The organism is Mycobacterium sp. H4Y, from assembly GCF_000364405.1.
Lineage (GTDB): Bacteria > Actinomycetota > Actinomycetes > Mycobacteriales > Mycobacteriaceae > Mycobacterium > Mycobacterium intracellulare.
The window spans coordinates 1,017,251-1,042,354 of the sequence record NZ_AKIG01000002.1; the positions used below are offsets into that span (position 1 = coordinate 1,017,251).

The 25,104-nt window shown below is 66.1% G+C and carries 24 protein-coding genes; 11 read left to right on the plus strand and 13 right to left on the minus strand.

Annotated features, from left to right (window positions below):
- Together W7U_RS18640 and pcaA are read left to right on the plus strand one after the other, a co-directional pair.
- A complete protein-coding gene (locus W7U_RS18640; RefSeq protein ID WP_009953531.1) occupies positions 1–720 on the plus strand; it encodes a TetR/AcrR family transcriptional regulator in 720 nt (239 codons plus the stop codon).
- 181 nt (positions 721–901) lie between these two features.
- On the plus strand, positions 902–1,768 hold the full coding sequence (pcaA, locus tag W7U_RS18645) for a cyclopropane mycolic acid synthase PcaA (protein ID WP_008261257.1): 867 nt from the start codon (positions 902–904) through the stop codon (positions 1,766–1,768).
- Positions 1,769–1,828: 60 nt separating this feature from the next.
- Here pcaA and W7U_RS18650 read toward each other — a convergent pair whose 3' ends face one another.
- The 4 genes from W7U_RS18650 to W7U_RS18665 all read right to left on the minus strand — a co-directional run bounded on the left by W7U_RS18650 (position 1,829) and on the right by W7U_RS18665 (position 6,214).
- Positions 1,829–2,689 carry a cyclopropane mycolic acid synthase family methyltransferase gene (locus W7U_RS18650; RefSeq protein WP_008261260.1) on the minus strand — a complete coding sequence of 287 codons (861 nt, stop codon included), beginning with the start codon at positions 2,687–2,689 and terminating at the stop codon, positions 1,829–1,831.
- Positions 2,690–2,788: 99 nt separating this feature from the next.
- On the minus strand, positions 2,789–3,652 hold the full coding sequence (locus tag W7U_RS18655; protein ID WP_014381237.1) for a 3-hydroxybutyryl-CoA dehydrogenase: 864 nt from the start codon (positions 3,650–3,652) through the stop codon (positions 2,789–2,791).
- Positions 3,653–3,861: 209 nt separating this feature from the next.
- Complete coding sequence (gene aceA, locus W7U_RS18660; protein ID WP_008261263.1) at positions 3,862–5,148, minus strand: isocitrate lyase; 1,287 nt, start codon at positions 5,146–5,148, stop codon at positions 3,862–3,864.
- Positions 5,149–5,416: 268 nt separating this feature from the next.
- A complete protein-coding gene (locus W7U_RS18665) occupies positions 5,417–6,214 on the minus strand; it encodes an acyl-[acyl-carrier-protein] thioesterase (RefSeq protein ID WP_008261265.1) in 798 nt (265 codons plus the stop codon).
- A 158-nt stretch (positions 6,215–6,372) separates the two neighbouring features.
- Between W7U_RS18665 and ramB the strand changes: the two genes are divergently transcribed.
- Positions 6,373–7,788: an acetate metabolism transcriptional regulator RamB gene (gene ramB / locus W7U_RS18670; RefSeq protein ID WP_008261266.1), complete on the plus strand. Its 1,416-nt coding sequence runs from the start codon at positions 6,373–6,375 to the stop codon at positions 7,786–7,788.
- A complete protein-coding gene (locus W7U_RS18675; RefSeq protein ID WP_008261267.1) occupies positions 7,785–8,345 on the plus strand; it encodes a carboxymuconolactone decarboxylase family protein in 561 nt (186 codons plus the stop codon). Before ramB ends, W7U_RS18675 begins: the two co-directional genes overlap by 4 nt.
- Here W7U_RS18675 and W7U_RS18680 read toward each other — a convergent pair.
- The 6 genes from W7U_RS18680 to W7U_RS18705 all read right to left on the minus strand — a co-directional run bounded on the left by W7U_RS18680 (position 8,340) and on the right by W7U_RS18705 (position 13,092).
- Positions 8,340–8,621: a hypothetical protein gene (locus tag W7U_RS18680; protein ID WP_008261268.1), complete on the minus strand. Its 282-nt coding sequence runs from the start codon at positions 8,619–8,621 to the stop codon at positions 8,340–8,342. The genes W7U_RS18675 and W7U_RS18680 overlap by 6 nt on opposite strands.
- A 7-nt stretch (positions 8,622–8,628) precedes the next feature.
- On the minus strand, positions 8,629–10,026 hold the full coding sequence (gene lpdA / locus W7U_RS18685; RefSeq protein ID WP_008261269.1) for a dihydrolipoyl dehydrogenase: 1,398 nt from the start codon (positions 10,024–10,026) through the stop codon (positions 8,629–8,631).
- A 144-nt stretch (positions 10,027–10,170) separates the two neighbouring features.
- Positions 10,171–10,743 (minus strand): hypothetical protein, encoded by a 573-nt coding sequence (locus W7U_RS18690; RefSeq protein WP_008261270.1) that lies wholly within the window; start codon positions 10,741–10,743, stop codon positions 10,171–10,173.
- Entirely contained in the window at positions 10,736–11,014 is a 279-nt protein-coding gene (locus W7U_RS18695; RefSeq protein ID WP_026071173.1) for a putative holin, read from the minus strand. The genes W7U_RS18690 and W7U_RS18695 overlap by 8 nt, the downstream gene beginning before the upstream one ends.
- Positions 11,015–11,033: 19 nt before the next feature.
- The gene (locus W7U_RS18700) at positions 11,034–11,540 is read right to left on the minus strand and encodes a DUF779 domain-containing protein (protein WP_050782791.1); all 507 of its coding nucleotides are present in this window, start codon (positions 11,538–11,540) and stop codon (positions 11,034–11,036) included.
- A gap of 28 nt (positions 11,541–11,568) precedes the next feature.
- Positions 11,569–13,092, minus strand: coding sequence for an aldehyde dehydrogenase family protein (locus tag W7U_RS18705; RefSeq protein WP_008261276.1), 1,524 nt, complete (start codon positions 13,090–13,092; stop codon positions 11,569–11,571).
- Positions 13,093–13,157: 65 nt separating this feature from the next.
- On the opposite strand from W7U_RS18705, the gene W7U_RS18710 reads away from it, so the two are divergent.
- The 6 genes from W7U_RS18710 (at position 13,158) to nrdF (ending at position 18,971) form a co-directional block, all read left to right on the plus strand.
- Positions 13,158–15,338: a prolyl oligopeptidase family serine peptidase gene (locus W7U_RS18710; RefSeq protein ID WP_008261277.1), complete on the plus strand. Its 2,181-nt coding sequence runs from the start codon at positions 13,158–13,160 to the stop codon at positions 15,336–15,338.
- 10 nt (positions 15,339–15,348) lie between these two features.
- The gene (locus W7U_RS18715; RefSeq protein ID WP_008261279.1) at positions 15,349–15,660 is read left to right on the plus strand and encodes a hypothetical protein; all 312 of its coding nucleotides are present in this window, start codon (positions 15,349–15,351) and stop codon (positions 15,658–15,660) included.
- Between the two features lie 7 nt (positions 15,661–15,667).
- Complete coding sequence (locus tag W7U_RS18720) at positions 15,668–16,579, plus strand: crotonase/enoyl-CoA hydratase family protein (protein ID WP_008261283.1); 912 nt, start codon at positions 15,668–15,670, stop codon at positions 16,577–16,579.
- Between the two features lie 79 nt (positions 16,580–16,658).
- Positions 16,659–17,111 carry a DUF5078 domain-containing protein gene (locus tag W7U_RS18725; RefSeq protein ID WP_008261284.1) on the plus strand — a complete coding sequence of 151 codons (453 nt, stop codon included), beginning with the start codon at positions 16,659–16,661 and terminating at the stop codon, positions 17,109–17,111.
- A gap of 247 nt (positions 17,112–17,358) precedes the next feature.
- On the plus strand, positions 17,359–18,006 hold the full coding sequence (locus W7U_RS18730) for a superoxide dismutase (protein ID WP_008261287.1): 648 nt from the start codon (positions 17,359–17,361) through the stop codon (positions 18,004–18,006).
- A complete protein-coding gene (nrdF, locus tag W7U_RS18735) occupies positions 18,003–18,971 on the plus strand; it encodes a class 1b ribonucleoside-diphosphate reductase subunit beta (protein WP_008261290.1) in 969 nt (322 codons plus the stop codon). The genes W7U_RS18730 and nrdF overlap by 4 nt, the downstream gene beginning before the upstream one ends.
- 33 nt (positions 18,972–19,004) lie before the next feature.
- On the opposite strand, the gene W7U_RS18740 is transcribed toward nrdF, so the two are convergent.
- The 3 genes from W7U_RS18740 to W7U_RS18750 form a co-directional block, all read right to left on the minus strand.
- The gene (locus W7U_RS18740; protein WP_008261291.1) at positions 19,005–21,935 is read right to left on the minus strand and encodes an MMPL family transporter; all 2,931 of its coding nucleotides are present in this window, start codon (positions 21,933–21,935) and stop codon (positions 19,005–19,007) included.
- Positions 21,932–22,480, minus strand: coding sequence for an MmpS family transport accessory protein (locus W7U_RS18745; protein WP_008261293.1), 549 nt, complete (start codon positions 22,478–22,480; stop codon positions 21,932–21,934). Before W7U_RS18745 ends, W7U_RS18740 begins: the two co-directional genes overlap by 4 nt.
- 77 nt (positions 22,481–22,557) lie before the next feature.
- On the minus strand, positions 22,558–23,244 hold the full coding sequence (locus tag W7U_RS18750) for a TetR family transcriptional regulator (protein WP_085976859.1): 687 nt from the start codon (positions 23,242–23,244) through the stop codon (positions 22,558–22,560).
- A gap of 112 nt (positions 23,245–23,356) precedes the next feature.
- Between W7U_RS18750 and W7U_RS18755 the strand changes: the two genes are divergently transcribed.
- Positions 23,357–25,099 (plus strand): cytochrome c biogenesis protein DipZ, encoded by a 1,743-nt coding sequence (locus tag W7U_RS18755; protein ID WP_008261296.1) that lies wholly within the window; start codon positions 23,357–23,359, stop codon positions 25,097–25,099.
- The last annotated feature ends 5 nt before the right edge of the window (positions 25,100–25,104 follow it).

Here is a 25,104-nt window from a genome sequence, read left to right on the forward strand (position 1 = left end):
GTGACAGAACAAATCACGGTTGTGCGCGTCAAAATGGATGGGCGCAAGCGGCGCTGGCATCAGCACAAGGTGGAGCGTCGTAACGAACTCGTTGACGGCACGATCGACGCGATTCGCCGCCTCGGCGGCGCCCTGAGCATGGATGAGATCGCCGCCGAGATCGGCGTCTCGAAGACGGTGCTCTACCGCTATTTCGTCGACAAGAACGACCTCACCACCGCCGTGATGATGCGGTTCACCCAGACCACGCTGATCCCGAATATGGCTGCGGCGCTGACGTCTAACCTCGACGGCTTCGACCTGACCCGCGAGGTCATCCGGGTATACGTCGAAACGGTCGCGAACGAACCCGAGCCCTATCGCTTCGTGATGGCCAACAGTTCCGCCAGCAAGAGCAAGGTCATCGCCGACTCCGAGCGGATCATCGCCCGCATGCTCGCGGTGCTGATGCGCCGGCGCATGCAACAGGCGGGCATGGACACCGGGGGCGCGGAGCCGTGGGCGTACCTGATCGTCGGCGGCGTGCAGCTGGCCACCCACTCCTGGATGTCCTATCCGCGGATGACTCGCGACGAGTTGATCGACTACCTGACGATGCTGAGCTGGAACGCGCTGAAGGGGATCGTCGAGGTCGGCGGGTCGCTGGAGAAATTCCGCGAGGAGCCGCACCCGTCGCCGATCGTCCCGCCCCGGGACGACGACGACGCGGCCGCCGGCTGAGACGGCCCGGCCGGCGCTTTTGGAATCCTGTCGGTCTCATGTGAGGCTGGGACGCAACCCCTGGGTAGGACGACTTCACCTGCCTCAGGGATTAGCATGCAGGAAGCGTCGGGGGACATAGCGGGGTTCTTGTTCGGCTGTGCGCCCCTGCCCCTCCGCGAAAAGAAAGGCTCGTGTCGACATGTCTGTGCAGCTCACGCCGCATTTCGGAAACGTGCAAGCCCATTACGACTTGTCTGACGACTTCTTCCGGCTGTTCCTGGACCCCACCCAGACCTACAGCTGCGCCTACTTCGAGCGCGACGACATGACCCTGGAACAGGCGCAGCTCGCCAAGATCGATTTGGCGCTGGGGAAACTCAAGCTCGAGCCGGGAATGACGCTGCTGGACATCGGTTGCGGCTGGGGTGCCACCATGCGGCGAGCCATCGAGCGCTACGACGTCAACGTCGTGGGCCTGACGCTGTCGGAGAATCAGGCCGAGCACGTGCAGAAATCCTTCGACCAGATGGACACCACCCGCACCCGCCGGGTGCTGCTGGAGGGCTGGGAGAAGTTCCACGAACCGGTGGACCGCATCGTCTCGATCGGCGCGTTCGAGCACTTCGGCCGCCAGCGCTACGGGCGCTTCTTCAAGATGGCCTACAACGCGCTTCCGCCCGGCGGAATCATGTTGCTGCACACCATCGTTCGGCCGTCGTTCAAGGACGCCCGGGCCAAGGGCCTGAGCCTGACCCACGAGATCGTCGAGTTCTCGAAATTCATCCTGGCCGAGATCTTCCCGGGTGGCTGGCTTCCGACGCCCCAGACCGTCGGCGAGTACGGGGTCACGGTGGGCTTCGAGCTCACCCGCGTCCAGTCGCTGCGGCTGCACTACGCGAGGACGCTGGACCTGTGGGCGGAGGCGCTCGAAGCCAACCGCGAGGAGGCCCTCGCCATCCAGTCCCAAGAGGTCTACGACCGGTACATGAAGTACCTGACCGGCTGCGCCGAGCTGTTCCGGGATGGGTACACCGACGTCAACCAGTTCACGATGGAGAAGAAGTAACCCCCTCCACGGAAACAATCAGCCCCGAACGGATCACCGTTCGGGGCTGACTCGACTGGGCTATTTGACCAACGTGAATTGCCCCACGTTGCTGATGCCCTTGCGGAAGAAATTCTCGCACCCGGTCAGATAGTGCATGTACTTGTCGTAGACCTCTTGGGATTGGACGGCGATCGCCTTTTCCTTATTGGCTTCCAGATTCGCCGCCCAGATGTTGAGGGTCCGCGCGTAATGCTCCTGCAGCAACTGCACCCGCTCGACCGAGAATCCGGCGGCCTCGCCGAACTTGAAAATGTCCTCCTGCGCCGGCAGTTGGCCACCCGGGAAAATCTCCTGGCCGATGAATCGCGCGAACCGGATATCGCTCATCGTCAATGTGACGCCGAGAGCGGGATATTCCTGCCACTGATACATCAAAATGGTGTGCAAAAGCATCCGGCCGTCGTCGGGAAGGATGTCATAGGCGAGATCGAAAAATGCGGGATAGCGCTCCATCTTGAAGGCCTCGAAGGCGCCGATCGTCACGATCCGGTCGACCTTGTCCTCGAACTCTTCCCAGCCCTGCAGGCGCACTTCGATGTTGCGGTCCGTCGGCAATCCGGCCAGCATCTTCTTGCTGTACTCGAATTGGTTGCGGCTCAGCGTGATTCCGATGACGTTGACGTCGTAGCGCTCGACGGCCCGTTTGAGCGCGCCGCCCCAGCCGCAGCCGATGTCCAGCAGGGTCATCCCCGGCTCGAGGTTCAGCTTTCCCAGCGCCAGGTCGAATTTCGCATACTGGGCCTCTTCGAGGGTCATGTCGTCGCGCTCGAAATAGGCGCACGTGTAGGCCATCGTCGGGTCGAGAAACAATGCGAAGAATTCGTCCGAGACGTCGTAGATGGACTGCGACTCCTCGTAATACGGCTCAAGCCTCGTCATCCGCGGTACATACCTTTCGTCGTATTAAACGCACGCATACTAGCCGACGGCATAGCGGCCAGCGTGTCATGCGCCCCGCGGTATGTCACCCGCGAGTGGTCAGTACTTGTAGAAGCCCTGGCCGGTCTTCTTGCCGAGCCGGCCGGCCTCCACCATGCGCAGCAGCAACGGCGGCGGCCCGTACTGCGGCTCCTTGAACTCCTCGAACATCTTGTCCGCGATCAACTTCAAGGTGTCCAGGCCGACCAGGTCGGACAGGCGCAGCGGGCCCATCGGGTGCGACAGCCCGGCCACCACAGCCTTGTCCACATCCTCGACCGTGGCAAATCCGGCCTCCACCATGCGGATCGCCGAGAGCAGGTAGGGCACCAGCAACGCGTTCACCACGAAGCCGGACCGGTCCGAGCAGCGCACTACCTGCTTGCCCAGGACCGCGCTCGCGAACTCCTCGGTGCGCGCGGCGGCGGCCTCGTCGGTGACCAGCGTGCTGACCAACTCGACCAGCGGCAACACCGGCACCGGGTTGAAGAAGTGCAGACCCAGCACGCGTTGCGGGTTCTTGGTGGCCGCGGCGATCTTCATGATCGGGATGCTGGAGGTGTTGGACGCCAGCACCGCGTCGGGATCGGTGATCACCCGGTCGAGTTCGGCGAAGACCTGCGCCTTGACGGCGTCGTCCTCGATGATCGCCTCGATGACCAGTTGGCGGTCGGCGAGGTCGTTCAGGTCCGTGGTGAAGGTGAGCTTGCTCAGCGCGCGGTCGCGTTCGCGCTCGGTGACCTTGCCCGCGCTGACGCCGCGCTCCAGCGACTTGACGATGCGGTTGCGTCCCGCCGCGATGAGGGCCTCGGTGGTCTCGAACACCGTCACGTCGACGTCGGCGCGGACCGAGACCTCGGCGATGCCGGATCCCATCTGGCCGGCCCCGACCACGCCTACTCGCTGAATCGCTGCGTCACTCACTTCAATTCTCTCCGGTTCTCTGCGGTGACCGTATCGTCTTGCACCGCAATAGGCCCCGCCCAGGGTTGGCCTGGGCGGGGCCTACGCTACTTCATCTCATTTTCGGTGCGACGAGCGTGTACTCAGGGCGAAAGTTCGGCCGAATTCTCGCCACCGATGCACGCTCGGCGCGGCTTACGGGCCTAAGCCGGCTCGGGCTCAGCTCGGGCTCAGTGAAACTGCCCCTCTTCGGTGGAGCCGGTCAGCGCGGTGGTCGACGAGCTCGGGTCGACCGTGGTGGCGATGCGGTCGAAGTAACCGGCACCCACCTCACGCTGGTGCTTGGTGGCGGTGTAGCCACGCTCCTCGGCGGCGAACTCGCGCTCCTGCAGCTCGACGTAGGCGCTCATCTGGTTGCGGGCGTAGCCGTAGGCCAGGTCGAACATCGAGTAGTTCAGGGCGTGGAAGCCGGCCAGCGTGATGAACTGGAACTTGAATCCCATTGCGCCAAGCTCCTTTTGGAACTTCGCGATGGTGGAGTCGTCAAGGTGCTTCTTCCAGTTGAACGACGGCGAGCAGTTGTAGGCCAGCATCTGGTCGGGGAACTCGGACTTGACGCCCTCGGCGAACTTCGCGGCGAGCTCGAGGTCCGGAGTGCCGGTCTCCATCCAGATCAGGTCGGAGTACGGCGCGTACGCCTTGGCCCGGGCGATGCAGGGCTCCAGGCCGTTGCGGACCCGGTAGAAGCCCTCCTTGGTGCGCTCACCGGTGATGAACGGCTGGTCACGCTCGTCGACGTCCGAGGTGATCAGGGTGGCCGCCTCGGCGTCGGTCCGGGCGATGACGACGGTCGGCACGTCGCAAACGTCGGCCGCCAGCCGGGCCGAGGTCAGGGTGCGGATGTGCTGCTGGGTCGGGATCAGCACCTTGCCGCCCAGGTGACCACACTTCTTCTCCGAAGCCAGCTGGTCCTCCCAGTGCGAGCCCGCCACACCGGCCGCGATCATGGCCTTCTGCAGCTCGTAGACGTTGAGCGCGCCACCGAAACCGGCCTCACCGTCGGCGACGATGGGGGCCAGCCAGTTCTTCACCGAGGTGTCGCCCTCGACCTTGGCGATCTCGTCGGCGCGCAGCAGCGCGTTGTTGATCCGGCGGACCACCTGGGGCACCGAGTTGGCCGGGTAGAGGCTCTGGTCGGGGTAGGTGTGCCCGGACAGGTTCGCGTCCCCGGCGACCTGCCACCCGGACAGGTAGATGGCCTTGAGGCCGGCGCGCACCTGCTGGACGGCCATGTTCCCGGTCAGCGCGCCGAGCGCGTTGATGTACTCGAGGTCGTGGAGCTGCTCCCACAGCACCTCGGCGCCGCGGCGGGCCAGGGTGGCCTCCTCGACGACGGTGCCCTGCAGGGCGACGACGTCCTTGGCGCTGTAGGTGCGGGTGACGTCCTTCCACCGCGGGTTGGTGTCCCAGTCCTTCTGAATCTGTTCGGCGCTCTTGGGGGTGCCAACAACAGACATGGGCATGCTCCTTCACGATCTTCACTACTGGGTTGCTGAACGCCTCACCGGCGGTAGCTAGCGGCTCAACTTCACTGGTGTGCTAACTCGAAGATGGCACAGCTCAGGGGGGCCGGTCCACCCGTTTCAATTGCCAATTTCAGCAACGGGAACGGGCAAATTTGCGAATCTTGTTAAGTTGCTAACTTGCTTGACCGTTTCAGAAGCTACCCGTCAGTAACCCCAAAGCAGCAGGTCAGAGGGCAATTTAACCGGGACGCTTGTCCTGTTACCTAGCAAAGATCGACGCGACGGCTTTCGTCTCGTCGCCGACGGCGTATGTGAGCGTTGTAACAGTGCGATCGGCCAGGTCGGGACCGAATTGCTCGGTCGATCCGGCGGGGTGGATGTGCGAGATGATCTCCAGCTTGTCCCCCAGCGCCACCGGCGCCTCGTGCTCGATCGTGATGCGCAACGGCGCCTGCATCAGCTCGGTGTGCGAGGCCAGGTAGTCCTCGACCACGCTCCAGTACACGGAGTTGTTCATGTGGTCGAACAGGTCGATGTCGGTGACCCGGACGGGAAACTCGTGGATCTCGACCGCGTCGTCCCGGCTGCCCGGCTTCAGATAAGACTTCCATCGCAGCCGGTCGACCGACGTGGTCTTGTGCAGGCCCGCCAGGAAGTCGTCGGCGATGCGCGAGGGCATCTGGGTCTCCCGGTTGATGTTGATCCAGAAGGCCTCGGACTCGATGAGCCCGCCCTTGCGCTTGCCGTCGATGCGGACCCGCATCTCGCACCAGCGATTGGAGGTGCCCGAGCACCATCTGCGCATCCGCAGCATGTCGCTGAATTCGACCGGTCGGATCAGGTCGATCATCGTGCGCCGGACGATCCACAGCGGATGGGTCTCCTCGAAACCCATCTCGCGTAGCTGGTCCTGGCCGATGTCCTGGATGTGCCGGCACGCGGCGTCCAGTCGCAGCCGGCCCGTGCGGTCGATATCCCCGACCCGCAACGGCCACTGGCGGTCGAAAACGTCCGGGTGACCGTCGGGCACCGGCATCAGTTGTTTATCCAGGCTCACGGTGCGCTCCCCGTTTCCTCCTCGCGGTTACCCCAGGTTAAGGCCCGAGGCCCCGGTCGAATAATGCCAACGAGGGCCATCGAACACCAATCGCGACGCGCGAGACCCGCTGCCAACTCTGCGAACCAAAGCTTCGCAAGGCCGGTAACCTCGGTGAGGTGTCCAAGACGTTCGTCGGCTCGCGGGTCCGCCAGCTGCGCAACGAGCGCGGGTTTTCCCAGGCCGCGCTGGCTCAGATGCTGGAAATCTCCCCGAGCTACCTCAACCAGATCGAGCACGACGTTCGCCCCCTGACGGTGGCCGTGCTGCTGCGCATCACCGAGGTGTTCGGGGTGGACGCCACGTTCTTCTCCTCACAGGACGACACCCGGCTGGTCGCCGAGCTGCGCGAGGTCACCCTGGACCGCGACCTCGACATCGACGTCGACCCGACCGAGGTCGCCGAAATGGTCAGCGCTCATCCCGGGTTGGCGCGGGCGGTGGTCAACCTGCACCGCCGTTACCGGATCACCACCGCGCAGCTGGCGGCCGCCACCGAGGAGCGGTTCTCCGACGGCAGCGGCAGCGGATCGATCACCATGCCGCACGAGGAGGTGCGCGACTACTTCTACCAACGGCAGAACTACCTGCACGAGCTGGACACCGCCGCCGAGGAGCTCACCATCAAGATGCGGTTGCACCACGGCGATCTGGCCCGGGAGTTGACGCGCCGGCTCACCGAGGTGCACGGGGTGCACATCAACCGCCGCATCGATCTCGGCGACACCGTGCTGCACCGCTACGACCCCGCCACCAAGACGCTGGAGATCAGCAATCACCTCTCGCTGGGGCAGCAGGTGTTCAAGATGGCCGCCGAACTGGCCTACCTCGAGTTCGGGGATCTGATCGATGACCTGGTCGCGCAGGGCAAGTTCACCAGCGACGAGTCGCATACGCTGGCCCGGCTCGGTCTGGCCAACTACTTCGCCGCGGCCGCCGTGCTCCCCTACCGCCAATTCCACGACGTCGCAGAGAATTTCCGCTACGACGTCGAACGGTTGTCTTCCTTCTACTCGATCAGCTACGAGACCATCGCGCACCGGCTCTCGACGATGCAGCGCCCGTCGATGCGCGGGGTGCCGTTCTCCTTCGTCCGGGTCGACCGCGCCGGCAACATGTCAAAACGCCAGTCCGCCACCGGTTTTCATTTCTCCTCCAGCGGAGGCACCTGCCCGCTGTGGAACGTCTACGAAACCTTCGCCAACCCGGGCAAGATCCTGGTCCAGATCGCGCAGATGCCCGACGGCCGCAACTACATGTGGGTGGCCCGCACCGTGGAACGACGCGCGGCCCGGTATGGTCAGCCCGGTAAGACCTTCGCGATCGGCCTGGGGTGCGAGCTTCGCCACGCGCACCGGCTCGTCTACTCGGAAGGACTCGACTTGTCGGGGGAAATCTCCACACCGATCGGCGCGGGATGCCGGGTCTGTGAGCGCGACAACTGTCCGCAGCGCGCCTTCCCGGCGCTCGGGCGCGCGCTCGATCTCGACGAGCATCGCAGCACGGTGTCCCCGTACCTGGTGACGCAACCGTGAGTCCCGACGGCCGCATCCCGCCGGGGCGATTCCGCCAACTGGGACCGATCAATTGGGTGATCGCGAAGCTGGGCGCGCGCACCGTGCGCGCACCGGAGATGCACCTGTTCACCATCCTGGGCCAGCGCCAGTTGCTGTTTTGGACGTGGCTGGCCTACGGGGGCCGGCTGCTGCGCGGGAAGCTGCCGACCATCGACACCGAGCTGGTGATCCTGCGGGTCGGACACCTACGGGCATGCGAATACGAACTGCAGCACCATCGCCGGATGGCGCGCAAGGCCGGGCTCGACGCCGACGCGCAGGCCGCGATCTTCGCGTGGCCGGAACGGCTGGACCCGGTCGAGGGGCGCCTGACTGTGCGTCAGCAGGCGCTGCTGGCGGCGACCGACGAGTTCGTCAACGACCGCACCGTCACCGACGCCACCTGGCGCGAGCTGGCGACTCACCTGGACCGGCGGCAGCTGATCGAATTCTGCTTGCTGGCAAGCCAATACGATGGGCTGGCCGCGACGATGGCGACGCTCGAGATTCCGCTGGACAACCCGCAGCAGCTATAGGTAGACGTCGGCCAAAATGGCCAGCGTCAGGACCACGGGAAGTACCGGCAGGCCGAAGGCGAACGCCGCCCAGCCCAGCTTCCCGCGTCGTCGCTGCCAGGCACCCCAGATCGCGGCGCCGATTCCCAGCACCACCGAGGCCAGCAAGACCAGCGGACCCCACTGGCCCGCCGTCGCGTTGTCCCCGGTCGAAATGCCGAGCAGCCACACGACATAACCGGTCGCCAGGCCGGCGACGGCGCCCGCGATCGTCTGGGGCGTGACGGTGCGAATCATGCGCGGCTCAGAAATTGATCATGTGTCCGGTCAGCCCGTGGAAGCATTCCTGCAGCGCCTCGGACATGGTCGGGTGGGTGTGCACGTTGCGGGCCAGCTCGGTGGCGGTCAGATCCCACTCCTGCGCCAGCGTCAGCTCCGGAAGCAGCTCCGAGACATCGTGCCCCACCAGGTGACCGCCCAGCAGCTCACCGTATTTCGAGTCGGCGATCAGCTTGACGAACCCGCTCGGGTCGCCGACACCGTGGGCCTTGCCGTTCGCGGTGAACGGGAACTTCGCCACCACCACGTCGTGGCCTTCCTCGCGGGCCTGCTCCTCGGTGAGGCCGAAGCTGGCCACCTGAGGCTGGCAGAAGGTCGCGCGCGGCATCATCCGGTAGTCACCGAGCGCCAAAGTCTCTGCGCCGGCGATGGTTTCGGCCGCCACGACGCCCTGGGCCTCGGCGACGTGGGCGAGCTGCAGCTTCCCGGTGACATCGCCGATGGCGTAGATGTGCTCGATGTTGGTGCGCATGTAGTCGGTGATGCCGATGGCCTTGCGGTCGGTCAGCGCGACCCCGGCGGCCTCGAGGCCGTAGCCCTCGACGTTGGGCGCAAAACCGATGGCCTGCAACACTTTCGCGGCCTTGAGCTCCTGGGTGTTGCCGTCCTTGCTGACGGCCACAGTCACCTCGGCACCGTTGTCGGAGATCGACTCGACCTTGGTACCGGTGAGGATTTTGACGCCCAGCTTCTTGAACTGCCTCTCAACCTCCTTGGACACCTCGGCGTCCTCGTTGGGCAGCGCGCGCGCCAAGAACTCCACGACGGTCACGTCGACCCCGTAGTTGCGCAGCACGTAGCCGAACTCCATGCCGATCGCTCCGCAACCGGCGATGATGATCGACTCAGGCAGCTCGCGGGACAGGATCAGTTCCTCGTAGGTGACCACGTTGGCCGACAGCGAGGTGCCCGGAACCAGCCGGGTGCTGCTGCCGGTGGCGATGATGGCGTTGTCGAACGTGACCGTCTCGGTCCCGCCGTCGTTGAGTTCGACCGAGATGGTGTTCGCGTCGGTGAACCGGCCGTAGCCGTGGATCTCGGTGATCTTGTTCTTCTTCATCAGGAAGTGCACGCCCGCGACGCGGCCCTCTGCCACCTTGCGGCTGCGGTCGAAGGCGACGCCGTAGTCGAAGGTCGCCTCTCCGCTGATGCCAAAGGTCTTAGCCTCTTTGGTGAAGATGTGCGCGAGTTCGGCGTTGCGCAGCAGCGCCTTGGACGGAATGCAGCCGACGTTGAGGCAAACCCCGCCCCAGTACTTCGGCTCGACGACCGCGGTGGAAAGGCCGAGTTGTGCGGCGCGAATGGCCGCGACATATCCGCCGGGGCCGGCCCCGAGGACGACGACGTCATAGTGAGAAGTCACGTGCCCACCCTAGTGGGCGCCGGCTCGCAGCGGACAACGCCGTGAGTCGCGCCGCTTCCAACGCGCCGAGGGTGGGCGCTACGTACCGGAAACGCCGGAAATTCGTCCCTCACCCCCACACTCGCGGGGCGCCTCGGAATCAGGTCAATACGGAATGACGCCGACCAGGCAGTGGCCCACTCGCTCGCAGTAGTAATAGCCGTACAGGGGTGCCGCGCCGGCCACGGCGGCGAACGGCCCCGACATCAGCGCCACCGACAGCGCGGAAACCAGCGGCCTGCCGTGCACCATCGCGAGCATCACGCCGCCGACCACGCACACCGCCACGTAGACCAGCACCGCGAACAGCGCCGGAGTCTTGTCGATCGAGCCGTACCACCACGAGAACAAACCCAGCCCGACCACGGCCGCGGCGGCCCACACGCCCAGCAGCATCAGGGCCAACTTCCACCACTTGACGTAGAAGTAGCGACCGGGGACGGTGACCGACTGCACCGGGACGGCGGATCCGGTGGCGGCCTCCGGTTCTGGCTCGCCGGGTTCGGGCTCGGTGGCCGCCGGCCGCTCGCCGGTGTCCGCGATCTCGGAGTCGGAGTCGTCGTCGAAATCGGGGACCCAGGACTGGGTCCCGGTGTCCTCGGTCTCGCGTTCATCGTCGGAGAAGTCCGGCACGAAGGCCTCGGTCCCTGGGCTCGCGGCGTCCTTGTCGTCAGGCACCGGCGGTCACCCGCAACGCGACGAGCACACCGAACCAGCCCGGCGCCGCCGCCAGGATGAACGCGCCCAGCGCGGTGACCCAGCGGCGCCCGGAGAACAGGATCATCGTCAGCCCGACGACGCTGGGGATGCCAACCACCGACGCGATCGCGATGTCCGGGCGGACGCTGGCGTGGACCACGACGGTGTACGCCACGCACGCCAGGGCCCCGACCGCGCTTCCGATCAGCATGGCGCCGGCCAGTAACCAGGGACGGGGCAGGGGAATCACTTTCTCGACTGTACTGCGGTCACCGAGGCGCAGGGCATGTCTGCGCGCCCGCGCCGGCCACCACCGGACCGCGTGTCGCGGGCCGTTCACCCCGCTCGTAACCGGCGCCCGTGATGACCGGCGCGCCGGCCAAAGACGCCTGTTCTTCGGCGGTGAAGACGCGGCCGCGGGACAGGAACCGGACGCCGTCGGGTGCCTCCAGGCTGAACCCGCCGCCGCGGCCGGGCACCACGTCGATCACCAACTGGGTGTGCTTGTCGCGATAGTGGGCCGCGTACTGCGGGCCCGAAATCCACACCGGCACGCCGTCGGGTCCGACGTCGAGCACGCCGAGCAGGACGTCGCGATCGCCGACCAGGAAGTCGCCGAGCGGGTAGCACATCGGCGACGAGCCGTCGCAGCAGCCGCCGGACTGGTGGAACATCACCGGGCCGTGCGCCGCCTGCAGCCGCGTCAGTACCTCGGCGGCCGGGGCGGTGATGGCCACTCCGGCGGGCGCGAGACCCCTCGCGCCGCTTCCACTCATCGCTTCGCTCTGCATCGTCGCCGGCGCGTCAGAAGAACCCTTGCGCCTTCTCGGAGTAGGACACCAGCATGTTCTTGGTCTGCTGATAGTGGTCCAGCATCATCTTGTGGTTCTCCCGGCCGATGCCGGACTGCTTGTAGCCGCCGAACGCCGCGTGGGCGGGATAGACGTGGTAGCAGTTCACCCACACCCGGCCGGCCTGGATGTCGCGCCCGGCCCGGTAGGCGGTGTTGCCGTCGCGGCTCCACACCCCCGCCCCCAGGCCGTAGAGGGTGTCGTTGGCGATCGACATGGCGTCGTCGTAATCGGAGAACGACGTCACCGCCACCACCGGCCCGAAGATCTCCTCCTGGAAGACCCGCATCGAGTTGTCGCCGCCCAGGATGGTGGGCTGCATGTAGAAGCCGCCGGACAGGTCGCCGCCGAGCTCGGCGCGTTCGCCTCCGGTGATCACCTTGGCGCCCTCGTCCTTGCCGATTTCGATGTAGGACAACACCTTTTCCAGCTGGTCGTTGGACGCCTGCGACCCCAGCATGGTCTCGGAGTCCAGCGGGTCGCCCTGCCGGACCGCCTTGGTGCGGATCGCGGCCAGCTCCAGGAACTCGTCGTAGATGTCGGCCTGGACCAGGCTGCGCGACGGGCAGGTGCACACCTCGCCCTGGTTGAGGGCGAACATCGTGAAGCCCTCCAGAGCCTTGTCCTGATAGTCGTCGGCCTTGGCCATCACATCGGAGAAGAAGATGTTGGGGCTCTTGCCCCCGAGTTCGAGGGTGACCGGGATCAGGTTCTGCGACGCGTACTGCATGATCAGTCGCCCCGTGGTGGTCTCGCCGGTGAACGCGATCTTGGCGATCCGGTTGCTCGATGCCAGCGGCTTACCGGCCTCGGCGCCGAACCCACTGACGACGTTGATCACCCCGGGCGGCAGCAGATCGCCGATCAGCGACATCAGGTAGAGCACCGAAACCGGCGTCTGCTCAGCGGGTTTGAGCACCACCGCGTTGCCGGCGGCCAACGCGGGCGCCAGCTTCCAGGCGCCCATCAGGATGGGGAAGTTCCACGGGATGATCTGCCCGACCACGCCGAGCGGCTCGTGGAAGTGGTAGGCGACGGTGTCGTCGTCGATCTGGCTCAGCGAGCCCTCCTGGGCGCGCAGCGCCGCGGCGAAGTACCGGAAGTGGTCGGCCGCCAAGGGGATGTCGGCGGCCAGCGCCTCGCGGATCGGCTTGCCGTTGTCCCAGACCTCGGCCACCGCCAGCGCGGCGGTGTGTTCGTCGATGCGGTCGGCGATCTTGTTCAGGATCGCGGCGCGCTCGGCCGGCGCCGTCTTACCCCACGCCGGCGCGGCCGCGTGGGCGGCGTCGAGCGCCTTGTCGACGTCGGCTTCATCCGAACGGGCCACCTCGCAGAACGTCTGGCCGGTGACCGGTGTCGGGTTCTCGAAGTAGCGCCCCCGCGCCGGCGGAACCCACTGCCCCCCGATGAAGTTCTCGTAGCGAGACTCATACGACATCAACGCCCCGGCGGCACCTGGACGTGCGAAAACGGTCACTGCTCTCACTCCTCGTTCGGCTGTGTAATACACCTCACAGTACCGCCGTGGCCACAATGGCTTCCATGGCTTCCAACGCTTCCACGACGCCGCACGCGCGCACCGACCCTCAGGACAGCGAAGACCCCTACCTCTGGCTCGAGGACGTCACCGGCGACGAGGCGCTGGATTGGGTGCGGGCGCGCAACGAGCCGACGCTGGCGCGCTTCCGCGACACCGATTTCGAGCGGATGCGCACCGAGGCGCTCGAGGTGCTCGACACCGACGCCCGCATCCCCTACGTGGTACGCCGCGGCGAATACCTCTACAACTTCTGGCGTGACGCGGCCAACCCCCGCGGGCTGTGGCGGCGCACCACGCTGGACAGCTACCGCACCGATACCCCCGAGTGGGACGTGCTGATCGACGTCGACGAACTGGGCCGGGCCGACGGCGAGAAATGGGTGTGGGCCGGCGCCGCCGTCATCTACCCCGAGTACACCCGCGCGCTGGTCAGCCTCTCCCGCGGCGGCTCGGACGCCTCGATCGTGCGCGAATTCGACATGCTGACAAGGGAATTCGTCACCGACGGATTCGAACTTCCGGAAGCCAAGTCGCAGGTCAGCTGGGAAGACCCCGACACCGTCCTGGTCGGCACCGACTTCGGGCCCGACACGCTCACCGATTCGGGCTACCCGCGGGTGGTCAAGCGGTGGCGCCGGGGCACACCCCTGGCCGAGGCCGAGACCGTCTTCGAGGGCGCCCGTTCCGACGTGAACGTGGCGGCCAGCGCCAGCCGGATCCCCGGGTACGAGCGCACCCTGATCGGGCGGGCGCTGGACTTCTGGAACGAAGAACTCTACGAGCTGCGCGGGCCGGAACTCATCCGCATCGACACCCCCACCGACGCCAGCGTGAGCCTGCACCGCGAATGGCTGCTGGTCGAGCTGCGCAGCGATTGGTTCTTCGGCGGCACTACCTATGGCGCCGGGTCGCTGCTGGCCGCCGACTACGAGGAATTCCTCGGCGGCACAGCGCAATTGCAGGTGGTCTTCGAACCCGACGAACACACGGCGCTCAACCACTACGCGTGGACCCGCGACCGGCTGGTGATCGTCTCGCTGGTGGACGTGGCCAGTCGCGTCGAGATCGTCACGCCGTCACGGCCATCGGGTGACGACCCGCTGCGCCCGGCTCCGCCGCGCTTGCGATCGTCACGGGCATCGGGTGACGACCCGCTGCGCCCGGCTCCGCCGCGCTTGCGATCGTCACGGGCATCCTGGCGCCGCGAACCCGTGGCCGGGATCCCGGCCGCCACCAACACCGTCGTCGTCTCCGCCGACGACACCGGCGACGAGTTCTTCCTGGATTCCAGTGGATTCGACACACCGTCCCGGCTGATGCGGGGCACCGACGACGGGGCCCTCGAACAGCTCAAGTCCGCCCCGGCGTTCTTCGATGCCGAAAACATCTCCGTGACACAGAACTTCGTGAAGTCGAAGGACGGCACGCCGATCCCCTACTTCGTGGTGCGGCCCGCCGGCCCGGCGTCCGACGGACCGGCGCCCACCCTGCTCTACGGCTACGGCGGATTCGAATCGTCGAACACGCCCGGTTACAGCGGCGTGCTGGGGCGGCTGTGGCTGGCCCGCGGCGGCACGTACGTGTTGGCCAACATCCGCGGCGGCGGCGAATACGGCCCCGAGTGGCACACCCAGGCGATACGCGAGGGCCGGCACAAGGTCGCCGAGGACTTCGCCGCCGTGGCAACCGATTTGGTGGACCGCGGCATCACACGCGTCGAGCAGCTCGGCGCGCAGGGCGGCAGCAACGGCGGCCTGCTGATGGGCATCATGCTGACCCAGTACCCGGAGAAATTCGGCGCGCTGGTGTGCAGCGTCCCGCTGCTGGACATGAAGCGCTACCACCTGCTGCTGGCCGGCGCGTCGTGGGTGGCCGAGTACGGTGACCCGGACAACCCCGACGATTGGAAATTCATCGCCGAATACTCGCCCTACCAAAACATTTCGGCGACGCGCCGGTACCCGCCGGTGCTGATGACCACGTCCACCCGCGACGACCGGGTGCATCCGGGGCACGCCCGCAAGATGACCGCGGCCCTCGAGGCCGCCGGCCACCCGGTGTTCTACTACGAGAACATCGAGGGCGGCCACGCCGGCGCGGCCGACAACGAGCAGGTCGCCTTCAAGTCGGCGCTGACCTACTCGTTCCTATGGCAGATGCTGGGCGGGCGCACGCAGTCATAGGATCAACGACGTGTCAGCGGCGCAGCGCATCGAACTCACCCTGTTGGCGACCGGGCTGATCTTCATCCTGGCGTCGGCGGCCCAGGCACGGTACCGCTTCATCAACGACCGTCGCGCGGGCCGGCGGTTCTACTGGGCGACTGCGATCATCGGCATCGCCTGCTTCGCGGTGGGGACCGGCCAGCTGTGGCCCAACGGGGTCGTCGTGGCGGCGATCTTTTCGGCCATCGTCGCCTTCTCGGCCTACCTCACCACGCCGTATCTGAAGATCGCCGGGCGGATCTACGCCTCGTCACCGGAAAACCGGCAGCCCGACCCTTAAGGACGCCATGCCAAGCAGCGACTTCCAGACCCTGCTCTACCGCACGGCCGGCCCGGTGGCCACCATCACGCTGAACCGGCCCGAGCAGCTGAACACGATCGTGCCGCCCATGCCCGACGAGATCGAGGCCGCGGTCGGCCTGGCCGAGCGCGACCCGGCCGTCAAGGTCATCGTGCTGCGCGGGGCGGGCCGGGCGTTCTCCGGCGGCTACGACTTCGGCGGCGGTTTCCAGCACTGGGGCGAATCCATGATGAGCGACGGAAAGTGGGATCCCGGCAAGGACTTCGCGATGGTCAGCGCCCGCGAGACCGGGCCGACGCAAAAGTTCATGGCCATCTGGCGGGCGTCCAAACCGGTGATCGCCCAGGTGCACGGCTGGTGCGTGGGCGGTGCCAGCGACTACGCGCTGTGCGCCGATCTCGTCATCGCCAGCGAGGACGCCGTGATCGGCACCCCCTACAGCAGGATGTGGGGCGCGTACCTGACCGGGATGTGGCTCTACCGGCTGAGCCTGGCCAAGGTGAAGTGGCACTCGCTGACCGGGCGTCCCCTGACCGGCGTGCAGGCCGCGGAGATCGAGCTGATCAACGAGGCGGTGCCCTTCGAGCGCCTCGAAGCGCGGGTGGCCGAGATCGCGGCCGAACTGGCGCAGATCCCCTTGTCGCAGTTGCAGGCGCAAAAGCTGATCGTTAACCAGGCCTACGAGAACATGGGCCTGGCCTCCACCCAGACGCTGGGCGGCATCCTCGACGGCCTGATGCGCAATACGCCCGACGCCCTGGGCTTCATCAAGATCGCGGAGGACGAGGGCGTGCGCGCCGCCGTCGAGCGCCGCGACGGCCCGTTCGGGGACTACAGCCAGGCCCCGCCGGAGCTGCGGCCGGACCCGTCACACGTCATCGTCCCTGATCGGGACTGATACTGAGACAGGCTAGAGATCCCCTGGCAGTCAGCTGGGAAATATCCGCGTCCGGCCAAAAAGTGCTACCGTAACTGCTATGTCTCGGCTGAGTACCGGCCTGCGTGCAGGCGCTGTGTTCCTTGCTCTGGGTGTTACCGCTGCGATCTTCCCGTCGACCGCGGTAGCCGACTCCACGGAGGACTTCCCGATCCCCCGCCGGATGATCAACACCACATGTGATGCTGAGCAGATCCTGGCGGCAACCCGGGACACCAGCCCGGTGTACTACCAGCGCTACATGATCGACTTCAACAACCACCCCAACGTGAACCAGGCCGCCATCGACAAGGCCCACTGGTTCTATGCGTTGTCGCCGGCCGACCGCCGGAACTACTCCGAGAACTTCTATGCGCCACAGGCCGATCCGCTGTGGTTGGCCTGGCCCAACCACATGAAGATCTTCTGGAACAACAAGGGCGTGGTCGCCAAGGCCACCGACATCTGCAACACCTACCCGCCCGGCGACATGTCGGTGTGGAACTGGTCGTAATCCTCACGGCATAAGCGGTATTCACCCACCCAGCGCCCAGGAATCTCCTCCTGGGCGCTGAGTCTTTTGGTGTGCCCTGCTGCCGTTTCACCACTGAAAGGTACGGCCCGCACCGGAGAACCGGTGCGGGCCGCGTGGCTGTCGGTACACCCACCGACACGAATTACGGTACCTCGGAACAAATTATTTGGCTACCCGAAATCTCGCGGTATGTTCGGACGACAGCCCACACCGACGAGGGAGAGCCATGCCCCACTACGTCCTGCCCGACCTGACCTATGACTACGGTGCGCTCGAGCCCGCGATCAGCGGCGAGATCATGCAGCTGCACCACGACGCGCATCACGCCGCCTACGTCAAGGGCGCCAACTCGACCGTCGACCAGCTCGCCGAGGCGCGTGCCGAGCGCAACCTCGCCCACTTGCCGGGCCTGGAGCGGACGCTGGCGTTTCACCTCGCCGGCCATGCCTTGCACTCGATCTTTTGGACGAATCTCTCGCCGGAGGCCGCCGAAAGGCCCGAGGGGGAACTGGCCGCCGCCATCGACGAGTTCTTCGGCGGATTCGAGGCGTTCCGCGCCGAGATGACCGGGGCCACCTCCAGCGTGCAGGGTTCGGGGTGGGGTGCGCTGGCGTGGGACCCGATCGGGCGTCGTCTGGTCGTGCACCAGATTCACGATCACCACGTCAGCGTGGCGATCACCAGCACTCCGCTGCTGGTGTTCGACGCCTGGGAGCACGCGTTCTACCTGCAGTACCGCAACGTCAAGGCCGACTACGTCGACAGGCTGTGGTCCATCGTGAATTGGGCCGACGTCGCCGTCCGCTTCGAGGCCGCTCGCCGCGGCGACCTGTCCGGGCTACACAGCAGCGACGAGATCGGCGGCGCGCGATGAGCATCCGATCGGTGGATCGAATGCGGGCGGTCAACTGGAATCGCCTGCCCGACCCCAAGGACGCGCAGGTATGGGATCGGCTGACGGGCAACTTCTGGCTGCCGGAGAAGGTGCCGCTGTCCAACGACTCGGCGTCATGGCAGACGCTGACCGCGCAGGAGCAGCAGACGACCGTGCGAGTGTTCACCGGGCTCACGTTGCTCGATACGACGCAGGCCACCGTCGGCGCGGTGTCGATGATCGCCGATGCGGTCACGCCCCACGAGGAGGCGGTGCTGACCAACATCGCGTTCATGGAATCGGTCCACGCCAAGAGCTACAGTTCGATCTTTTCGACGCTGTGCTCCACCCGCCAGATCGACGACGCCTTCGACTGGTCCGAGCGCAATCCGCACCTGCAGCGCAAGGCTCAGATCGTCGTCGACTATTACCGCGGGGACGACGCCCTCAAACGCAAGGCGGCGTCGGTCATGCTGGAATCGTTTCTGTTCTACTCCGGTTTCTACCTGCCGATGTACTGGTCCTCGCGCGGCAAGCTCACCAACACCGCCGACATCATCCGGCTAATCATCCGCGACGAAGCCGTGCACGGCTTCTACATCGGCTACAAGTGTCAGTGCGGACTCGCCGAGCTTTCGGAATCAGAGCGGTCCGGCCACCGCGAGTACACCTACGAGCTGCTGAATGCGTTGTACACCAACGAGATTGATTATGCCCACGATCTGTACGACGGCCTGGGCTGGACCGACGACGTACTGCCCTACATGCGGTTCAACGCGAACCGGGCCCTGGCCAACCTCGGGTACGAGCCGATGTTCGGGCCCTCGGACTGCCGGGTGAACCCAGCGGTGCTCTCGGCGCTCGATCCCGGCGCCGGCGAGAACCATGACTTCTTCTCCGGGTCGGGCAGCTCCTATGTCATCGGCTCCCACCAGGCCACCGAGGACGCGGACTGGGACTTCTGACCACCCGCAGCGGGCTGCTCACGCTTCGTAGGATCAGCGCGGCTGTACCAATCCGCCCGGCGGGTGCTCCTCGACGTCGTTGAGGATCAGCTCGCGCACCGCGGGACGCGGTCCGTACGGTCGCAGCATGGTGCTGGCCGGCCGTGGACGCACGTGCTGCGGCCACCAGAACCAGCGCCCGAGCAAGGTGGCCAGCGACGGTGTCATGAACGACCGCACGATCAATGTGTCGAAGAGCAGACCCAGCGCGATCGTCGTACCCACCTGGGCCATCACCAGCAGCGGGCTGAACATGAACGTGGCCATTGTCGCGGCGAACACCAGACCGGCGGAGGTGACCACCGAGCCCGAACCGGCCATCGCGCGGATCGTCCCAGTCTTGAGCCCGGCGTGGATCTCCTCTTTGAACCGCGATATCAGCAGCAGGTTGTAGTCCGAGCCGACCGCCAGCAGCAGGATGACCGCCATCGCCAGCACCATCCAGTGCAACTTCAAACCCAGGATGTACTGCCATAAGAGCACGGAGAGTCCGAACGAGGCGCCCAGCGACAGCAACACCGTGCCGACGATCACGAAGGCCGCCACGACGCTGCGGGTGATCACCAGCATGATGATGAAAATCAGTGTGGCCGCGGCGATTCCGGCGATCAACAGGTCGATGTTGGAGCCGTCGTGCATGTCCTTGTACGTCGCGGCGGTGCCGCCAAGGTAGACCTTGGCGCCCTCCCAGGGTGTGCCCTTGATCGCCTCGTGGACGGCCTGTTTGATCGGTTCGATGTGCCTGATGCCTTCGGGACTCGCCGGGTCGCCTTCGTGGGAGATGATCAACCGGACCGCGCGCCCGTCGGGCGAGATGAAATTTTTGAGACCTCGCGCGAAGTCCGGGCTCTTGAACGCCTCCGGCGGGAGGTAGAACGTGTCGTCGTTCTTCGCCTTGTCGAAGGCATCGCCCTGCGCGGTGGCGTTGTCGGCCTGCGCCTTCGCCTGTTCGTTAAGTCCTTGTGTGATCGCGTAATTCGACATGATGGTGTCGAGGTTGCGCTGCTGGCTCTCGATCTGCGGCGGGATCAGCGCCACCAGCTTGGGCTGGATCCGATCCAGCTTGTCGAGGTTCGCGCTCAGGTTCACGATGTTCTCGGCCACCTGGTCGATGCCGTCGAGCGCGTTGAAGACCGACCGGAGTGCCCAGCAGGCCGGGATGTCGTAACAGTGCTTCTCCCAGTAGAAGTAGCTGCGGATCGGCCGGAGGAAGTCGTCGAAGTTGGCGATGTCGTCGCGCAACCTCTCGGTGATCTGCACGGTTTCCTTGGTGAGCCTGGTGGTTTCGTGCGTGGTGTTGCTCAGATCCTGGGTCACCTGCATCTGCTCGTGCAGCGTCGCCATCGTCTTGTGCAGCTCGTCGGCCTGCTTGAGCAGATTGTTCGCCTGCTCCTCTTGGTAGTGCTGGGTCTGGATCCGCCCCGCGGCTTGCGCGCCCATCTGAAACCCGAGGGTGCTGTGGTCGAGCGGCGTGCCCAACGGCCGGGTGATGGTCTGCACCCGGCCGATACCCGGGATGTGGAACACCGCCTTGGCGACCTTGTCCAAGACCAGGAAGTCGGCCGGGTTACGCAGGTCGTGATCGGTCTCGATCATCAACAGCTCGGGATTGAGCCGAGCCTGGTCGAAGTGCCGATCCGCGGCGGCATAACCGACATTGGCCGGGGTGTCCGCCGGCAGGAAGTGGCGGTTGTCGTAGTCCGTCTTGTAACCGGGCAGGGCGAGCAGACCGACCAACGCGACCGCGATGGTCACCGCGAGAACGGGTGCGGGCCAGCGGACCACCGCGGTGCCCATGCGACGCCAGCCCCGGGTCTGCAGCTTGCGCTTCGGGTCCATGAGCTTGAAGAACGACGCCACCGTCAACACCGCCGGGCCCAGCGTCAACGCCGCTAGAACCGCCACCAGCATGCCGACCGCGCACGGCACGCCCAGCGTCTGGAAGTACGGCAGCCGGCAGAAGCTCAGGCAGTACATCGCGCCGGCGATGGTCAATCCCGACCCGAGCACGACATGCGCGGTGCTGTGGAACATGGTGTAGAACGCTTTTTCGCGCGATTCGCCCAGACCACGGGCCTCGTGGTAGCGGCCGACCACGAAGATCGCGTAGTCGGTCCCGGCGGCGATCGCCATCAGCACCAGCATGTTGTTGGCGAAGGTGGAAAGCCCGATGATCCCGTAGTTTCCCAGGACCGCGACGACGCCACGGGCCGCCGCCAGTTCGATGAACACCATGACGAGCATGATCAGCATGGTGATCGCCGACCGATAGACGAACAGCAGCATCAAGATGATCACCAAGAACGTGACGAGCGTGACCTTCGCTACGCCCTTCTCACCCGCGTGGGATTGATCGGCGAACAGCGGACCCGCGCCGGTGACGTATGCCTTGATTCCCGGCGGCGCGGGTACCGAGTCCACGATCTTGCGGACGGCCGCGGCGGACTCGTTCGCCAGGCCGCCGCCCATGTTGCCGGCGAGGTAAACCTGGACGTACGCGGCCTTTTGGTCGTGGCTCTGGGAACCCGCCGCCGTGAGCGGATCGCTCCAGAAATCCTGGACGTGCTGGACGTGTTTCTTGTCTTGCTCGACGCGCCTGACGATCTCGTCGTAGTAGCGGTGCGCTTCGGCCCCGAGTGGCTTGTCGCCCTCCAGCAGGATCATGGCCGAGTTGTCGGAGTTGAACTCTTTGAACGTCGACCCGACCTTCATCATCGACTGGAAGGACGCCGCGTCGGTCGGACTCATCGACACCGAGTGGGTTTTGGCGACGACCTCCAGCTGCGGGGCCACGGTGTTGGTGACGAACACGATGCCCAACCACACCAGGACGATCGGCAGGGCCAGCTTGTGGATCATCCGCGGCAGGAACGGCGGGATCAGCGGCTGATCGACGCGCGGCGGAACCTCGCCCGGCTCGCTCATGCGGACTTGTCCAGGCAATAGACGAAGGCGTTCACGGTTTGGTTGGGATCCGAGCGATTCGGCGTCTTGATGACGTCACCGCTTCCGTCGTGCTTGTTCACCACGAACTGGCAGGCGATCCAACTGCCGTCGCCTTGCGCCACCAGGTTTGCCGGGATGCCGGGCTTCGTTGAACTCAATACTTTGCTCCAGGGCAAGGGCACGTTGAGGGCCTGCTGCGGATGGGAGTTTTCGTCGAGGTAGTTGATGGTCGCCGTGCTGCCCGGCGGGCCCCAGACCTGGAGCGTGATCGTCTTGGCGTTGAACTCGTCGAGGACCTCTCCCGAGGTGCCACCACCGAACGAACCGCGGTGAACGCCGAAGACGCCGTGCAACCGGTACACGACGAAACCCGACAGCGCGACGACAGCCGCGATCGTGAGCACCAGCCAGAAACGCCCCAAAACCCCCTTTTTCTTGGCGCGCTGCGGAGCGGCCTTTTCGCCCTCCCCGCCGGCGGAGCCCTGCTGCTGCAGCGGCTCGGTCCTTGGCTCAGTCGTCGTCATGGGCGCTCCAAGTCCCTTCCCGTGTTCACCGGTTGAAGATCGCCAAGCCACAGCGTTACCGGCCTCCCTCCCTGAGTTCATGCGGCTTCCGCGATGAGCCCGATGCACGTGGCAGTCAGCAGGCGCGTCAGCGCGGTCGCGAAGTCCAGATTCCACTCCGGCGGAGCCACTTCCGGCTCCTCGGCGTAGACGTCAGTGAGATCCGCCGGCGGGTTCGCGACCTGCCACAGGGTGGCCGCCAGCGAGTACGCGGCCAGCAGGATGTCGAGCGACCCCGACCGCCCGAGCTCGGGCAGCGCCCTCTCGATGGCATCGGCGAGCGAGCGCGTGGCGGCGGTGCTGATGCGCCTGACCTCGATGACCCGCTCCGCGTCCACCTCGTGCTCCAGGTGCAGGTGCAGGTTGGCCAGCAGGTCGCAGAACAGCGGATCGTCGGCCAGCGCCTCGGCCAGCGTCCCGGCGATGCGCGACGGCGATTTGGCGCCGGGCTCGGCCAGCTTGTCCGACACGGTGTTCGACCACCGCACCCACCCCTCGGCGGACAGGCGCAGCAGCACTTCCTTGTGCGAGGTGAAGTAGCGGCGCACCGCCGAATAGTGAATTCCGGCGCGGCTCGCCACCGCGGTCAGGGTGACCGACGCGACGCCCGTCTCCATCGCCAGCGAGCGTGCGGCTTCCACGAGGGCCTCCGCACGTTGGCGCTTCTTTTCCTCGGTGCGGGCACGCTGGAATGTCAGTTGCGCCACCGGAAGAGCGTAACGCACGTCGTGTGATTTGTATAACGCACGTTGCGTGATTTGTGCGAGGTCACTCTCGTCGGCGGCGCGAACGGGTAAAGGTGGAACCATGCTCCCGTCGCGTCCTTGGAAATAGCGCGTGCAGACCATCGCCCTGATCGGGTTTCTCGGCGGGCTGATCACCGGCATCTCGCCGTGCATCCTGCCGGTGCTCCCGGTGATCCTGCTGTCCGGTGCGGGCGGTACCCGAGCCGACTCCCGCCGCGTGAGTTCGGTGTCCCGCCCGTATCTGGTGATCGCGGGGCTGGTGTGCAGCTTCAGCCTGGCCACCCTGCTCGGCTCCGCGCTGCTGACGGCGCTGCACCTGCCGCAGGACGCGATCCGGTGGGCCGCCCTGGTGGTGTTGACCCTCATCGGCCTGGGGCTGATCTTCCCGCCGGTGCAGCACCTGATCGAACGGCCGTTCGCCTACCTCCCGCAGCGCCAAATCGGCGCCAACGCAGACGGTTTCGGTCTCGGTCTGACGTTGGGCGCGCTCTACGTGCCGTGCGCCGGTCCGGTGCTCGCGGCGATCGTGGTCGCCGGCGGAACCTCGTCGATCGGTCCGGGCGCGCTGGTGTTGACCGCGACCTTCGCCCTCGGAAATGCCGTGCCGCTGTTGGCCTTCGCGCTGGCCGGGCGCCGCGTCGCCGAGCGCGTCGCCGCGTTCCGCCGACGGCAGCGTGCGATTCAGATCGCCGGCGGGATCGCGATGATCGTGCTGGCCGTGGCGCTGGTGTTCAACCTGCCGGCGATGCTGCAGCGGGCCGTCCCCGACTACACGACGGCGATGCAGAACAAGCTGGGCGCCAACGACATCGGGCACAGCCTAAACCCCACCCCCGCGCAGCAGCCGAACCGCGGCACCGGGCTGGCGCTGAGCCCGCCCAGCGTCACCGTCGAGGGGGCGCTCAGCGACTGCTCCAGCGGTTCGGACGAGCTGCAACAGTGCGGGCCCGCGCCCGCCCTGACCGGCGTCACCGGGTGGCTCAACACCCCGGACGGCAAGCCGCTGGACCCCGCCGAGGTGCGCGGCAAGGTCGTGTTGATCGACTTCTGGGCCTACTCGTGCATCAACTGCCAACGCGCGATCCCGCACGTAATCGATTGGTACAACAGGTATCACGACGCCGGATTCGTCGTCATCGGGGTGCATACGCCGGAGTACGCGTTCGAGCGGGTCCCCGAGAACGTGGCCAGCGGCGCCGCCGACCTGCACATCCCCTACCCCATCGCCCTGGACAACGACTACGCGACGTGGAACAACTTCCACAACCTGTACTGGCCGGCCGAATACCTGATCGACGCGAACGGGCAAGTGCGGCACACGAAGTTCGGGGAAGGCGACTACGACGGCACCGAAAAACTGATCCGCCAACTGCTCGCGGACGCCCACCCCGGCGCGCCGCTGCCCGCGCCGACGAGTTCGGCCGACACCACCCCGCAGACCCGGCTCACGCCCGAAACCTACCTCGGTGTCGAAAGGTCCGGAAACTACGGCGGCACCGGCGATTACACGTCGGGCACCGTCACGCTGAGCTTTCCGCCGACCCTGGCCGACGACAAGTTCGCCCTGCGCGGGCGCTGGACCCTGGACGATCAGGGCGCCACCGCCGAGGGCGACGACGCCACCGTCCGGCTGAACTACACCGCGAAGGACGTCTACGCCGTCATCGGCGGCACCGGCACGCTCACCGTGACCCGGGACGGCACGACCACCACCACACCGATCGGCGGGGCGCCCACGTTGCACCGGATCGTCGCCGACGACTCCGCGCACCGCGACCAGCTGGACATGCGGGTCAGCAAGGGCCTGCAGGTCTTCTCGTTCACGTTCGGGTAGCGGGG

What these genes read in the sequence shown, in the direction of transcription:
- nrdF (WP_008261290.1), top strand. Translation starts at nt 18,003, where the DNA reads ATGAGCATCCGATCGGTGGATCGAATGCGGGCGGTCAACTGGAATCGC.
- W7U_RS18740 (WP_008261291.1), bottom strand. Translation starts at nt 21,935, where the DNA reads ATGAGCGAGCCGGGCGAGGTTCCGCCGCGCGTCGATCAGCCGCTGATC.
- W7U_RS18650 (WP_008261260.1), bottom strand. Translation starts at nt 2,689, where the DNA reads ATGACGAGGCTTGAGCCGTATTACGAGGAGTCGCAGTCCATCTACGAC.
- aceA (WP_008261263.1), bottom strand. Translation starts at nt 5,148, where the DNA reads ATGTCTGTTGTTGGCACCCCCAAGAGCGCCGAACAGATTCAGAAGGAC.
- W7U_RS18710 (WP_008261277.1), top strand. Translation starts at nt 13,158, where the DNA reads ATGGCTTCCAACGCTTCCACGACGCCGCACGCGCGCACCGACCCTCAG.
- W7U_RS18725 (WP_008261284.1), top strand. Translation starts at nt 16,659, where the DNA reads ATGTCTCGGCTGAGTACCGGCCTGCGTGCAGGCGCTGTGTTCCTTGCT.
- W7U_RS18700 (WP_050782791.1), bottom strand. Translation starts at nt 11,540, where the DNA reads ATGAGTGGAAGCGGCGCGAGGGGTCTCGCGCCCGCCGGAGTGGCCATC.
- W7U_RS18720 (WP_008261283.1), top strand. Translation starts at nt 15,668, where the DNA reads ATGCCAAGCAGCGACTTCCAGACCCTGCTCTACCGCACGGCCGGCCCG.
- W7U_RS18745 (WP_008261293.1), bottom strand. Translation starts at nt 22,480, where the DNA reads ATGACGACGACTGAGCCAAGGACCGAGCCGCTGCAGCAGCAGGGCTCC.
- W7U_RS18730 (WP_008261287.1), top strand. Translation starts at nt 17,359, where the DNA reads ATGCCCCACTACGTCCTGCCCGACCTGACCTATGACTACGGTGCGCTC.
- pcaA (WP_008261257.1), top strand. Translation starts at nt 902, where the DNA reads ATGTCTGTGCAGCTCACGCCGCATTTCGGAAACGTGCAAGCCCATTAC.
- W7U_RS18680 (WP_008261268.1), bottom strand. Translation starts at nt 8,621, where the DNA reads ATGATTCGCACCGTCACGCCCCAGACGATCGCGGGCGCCGTCGCCGGC.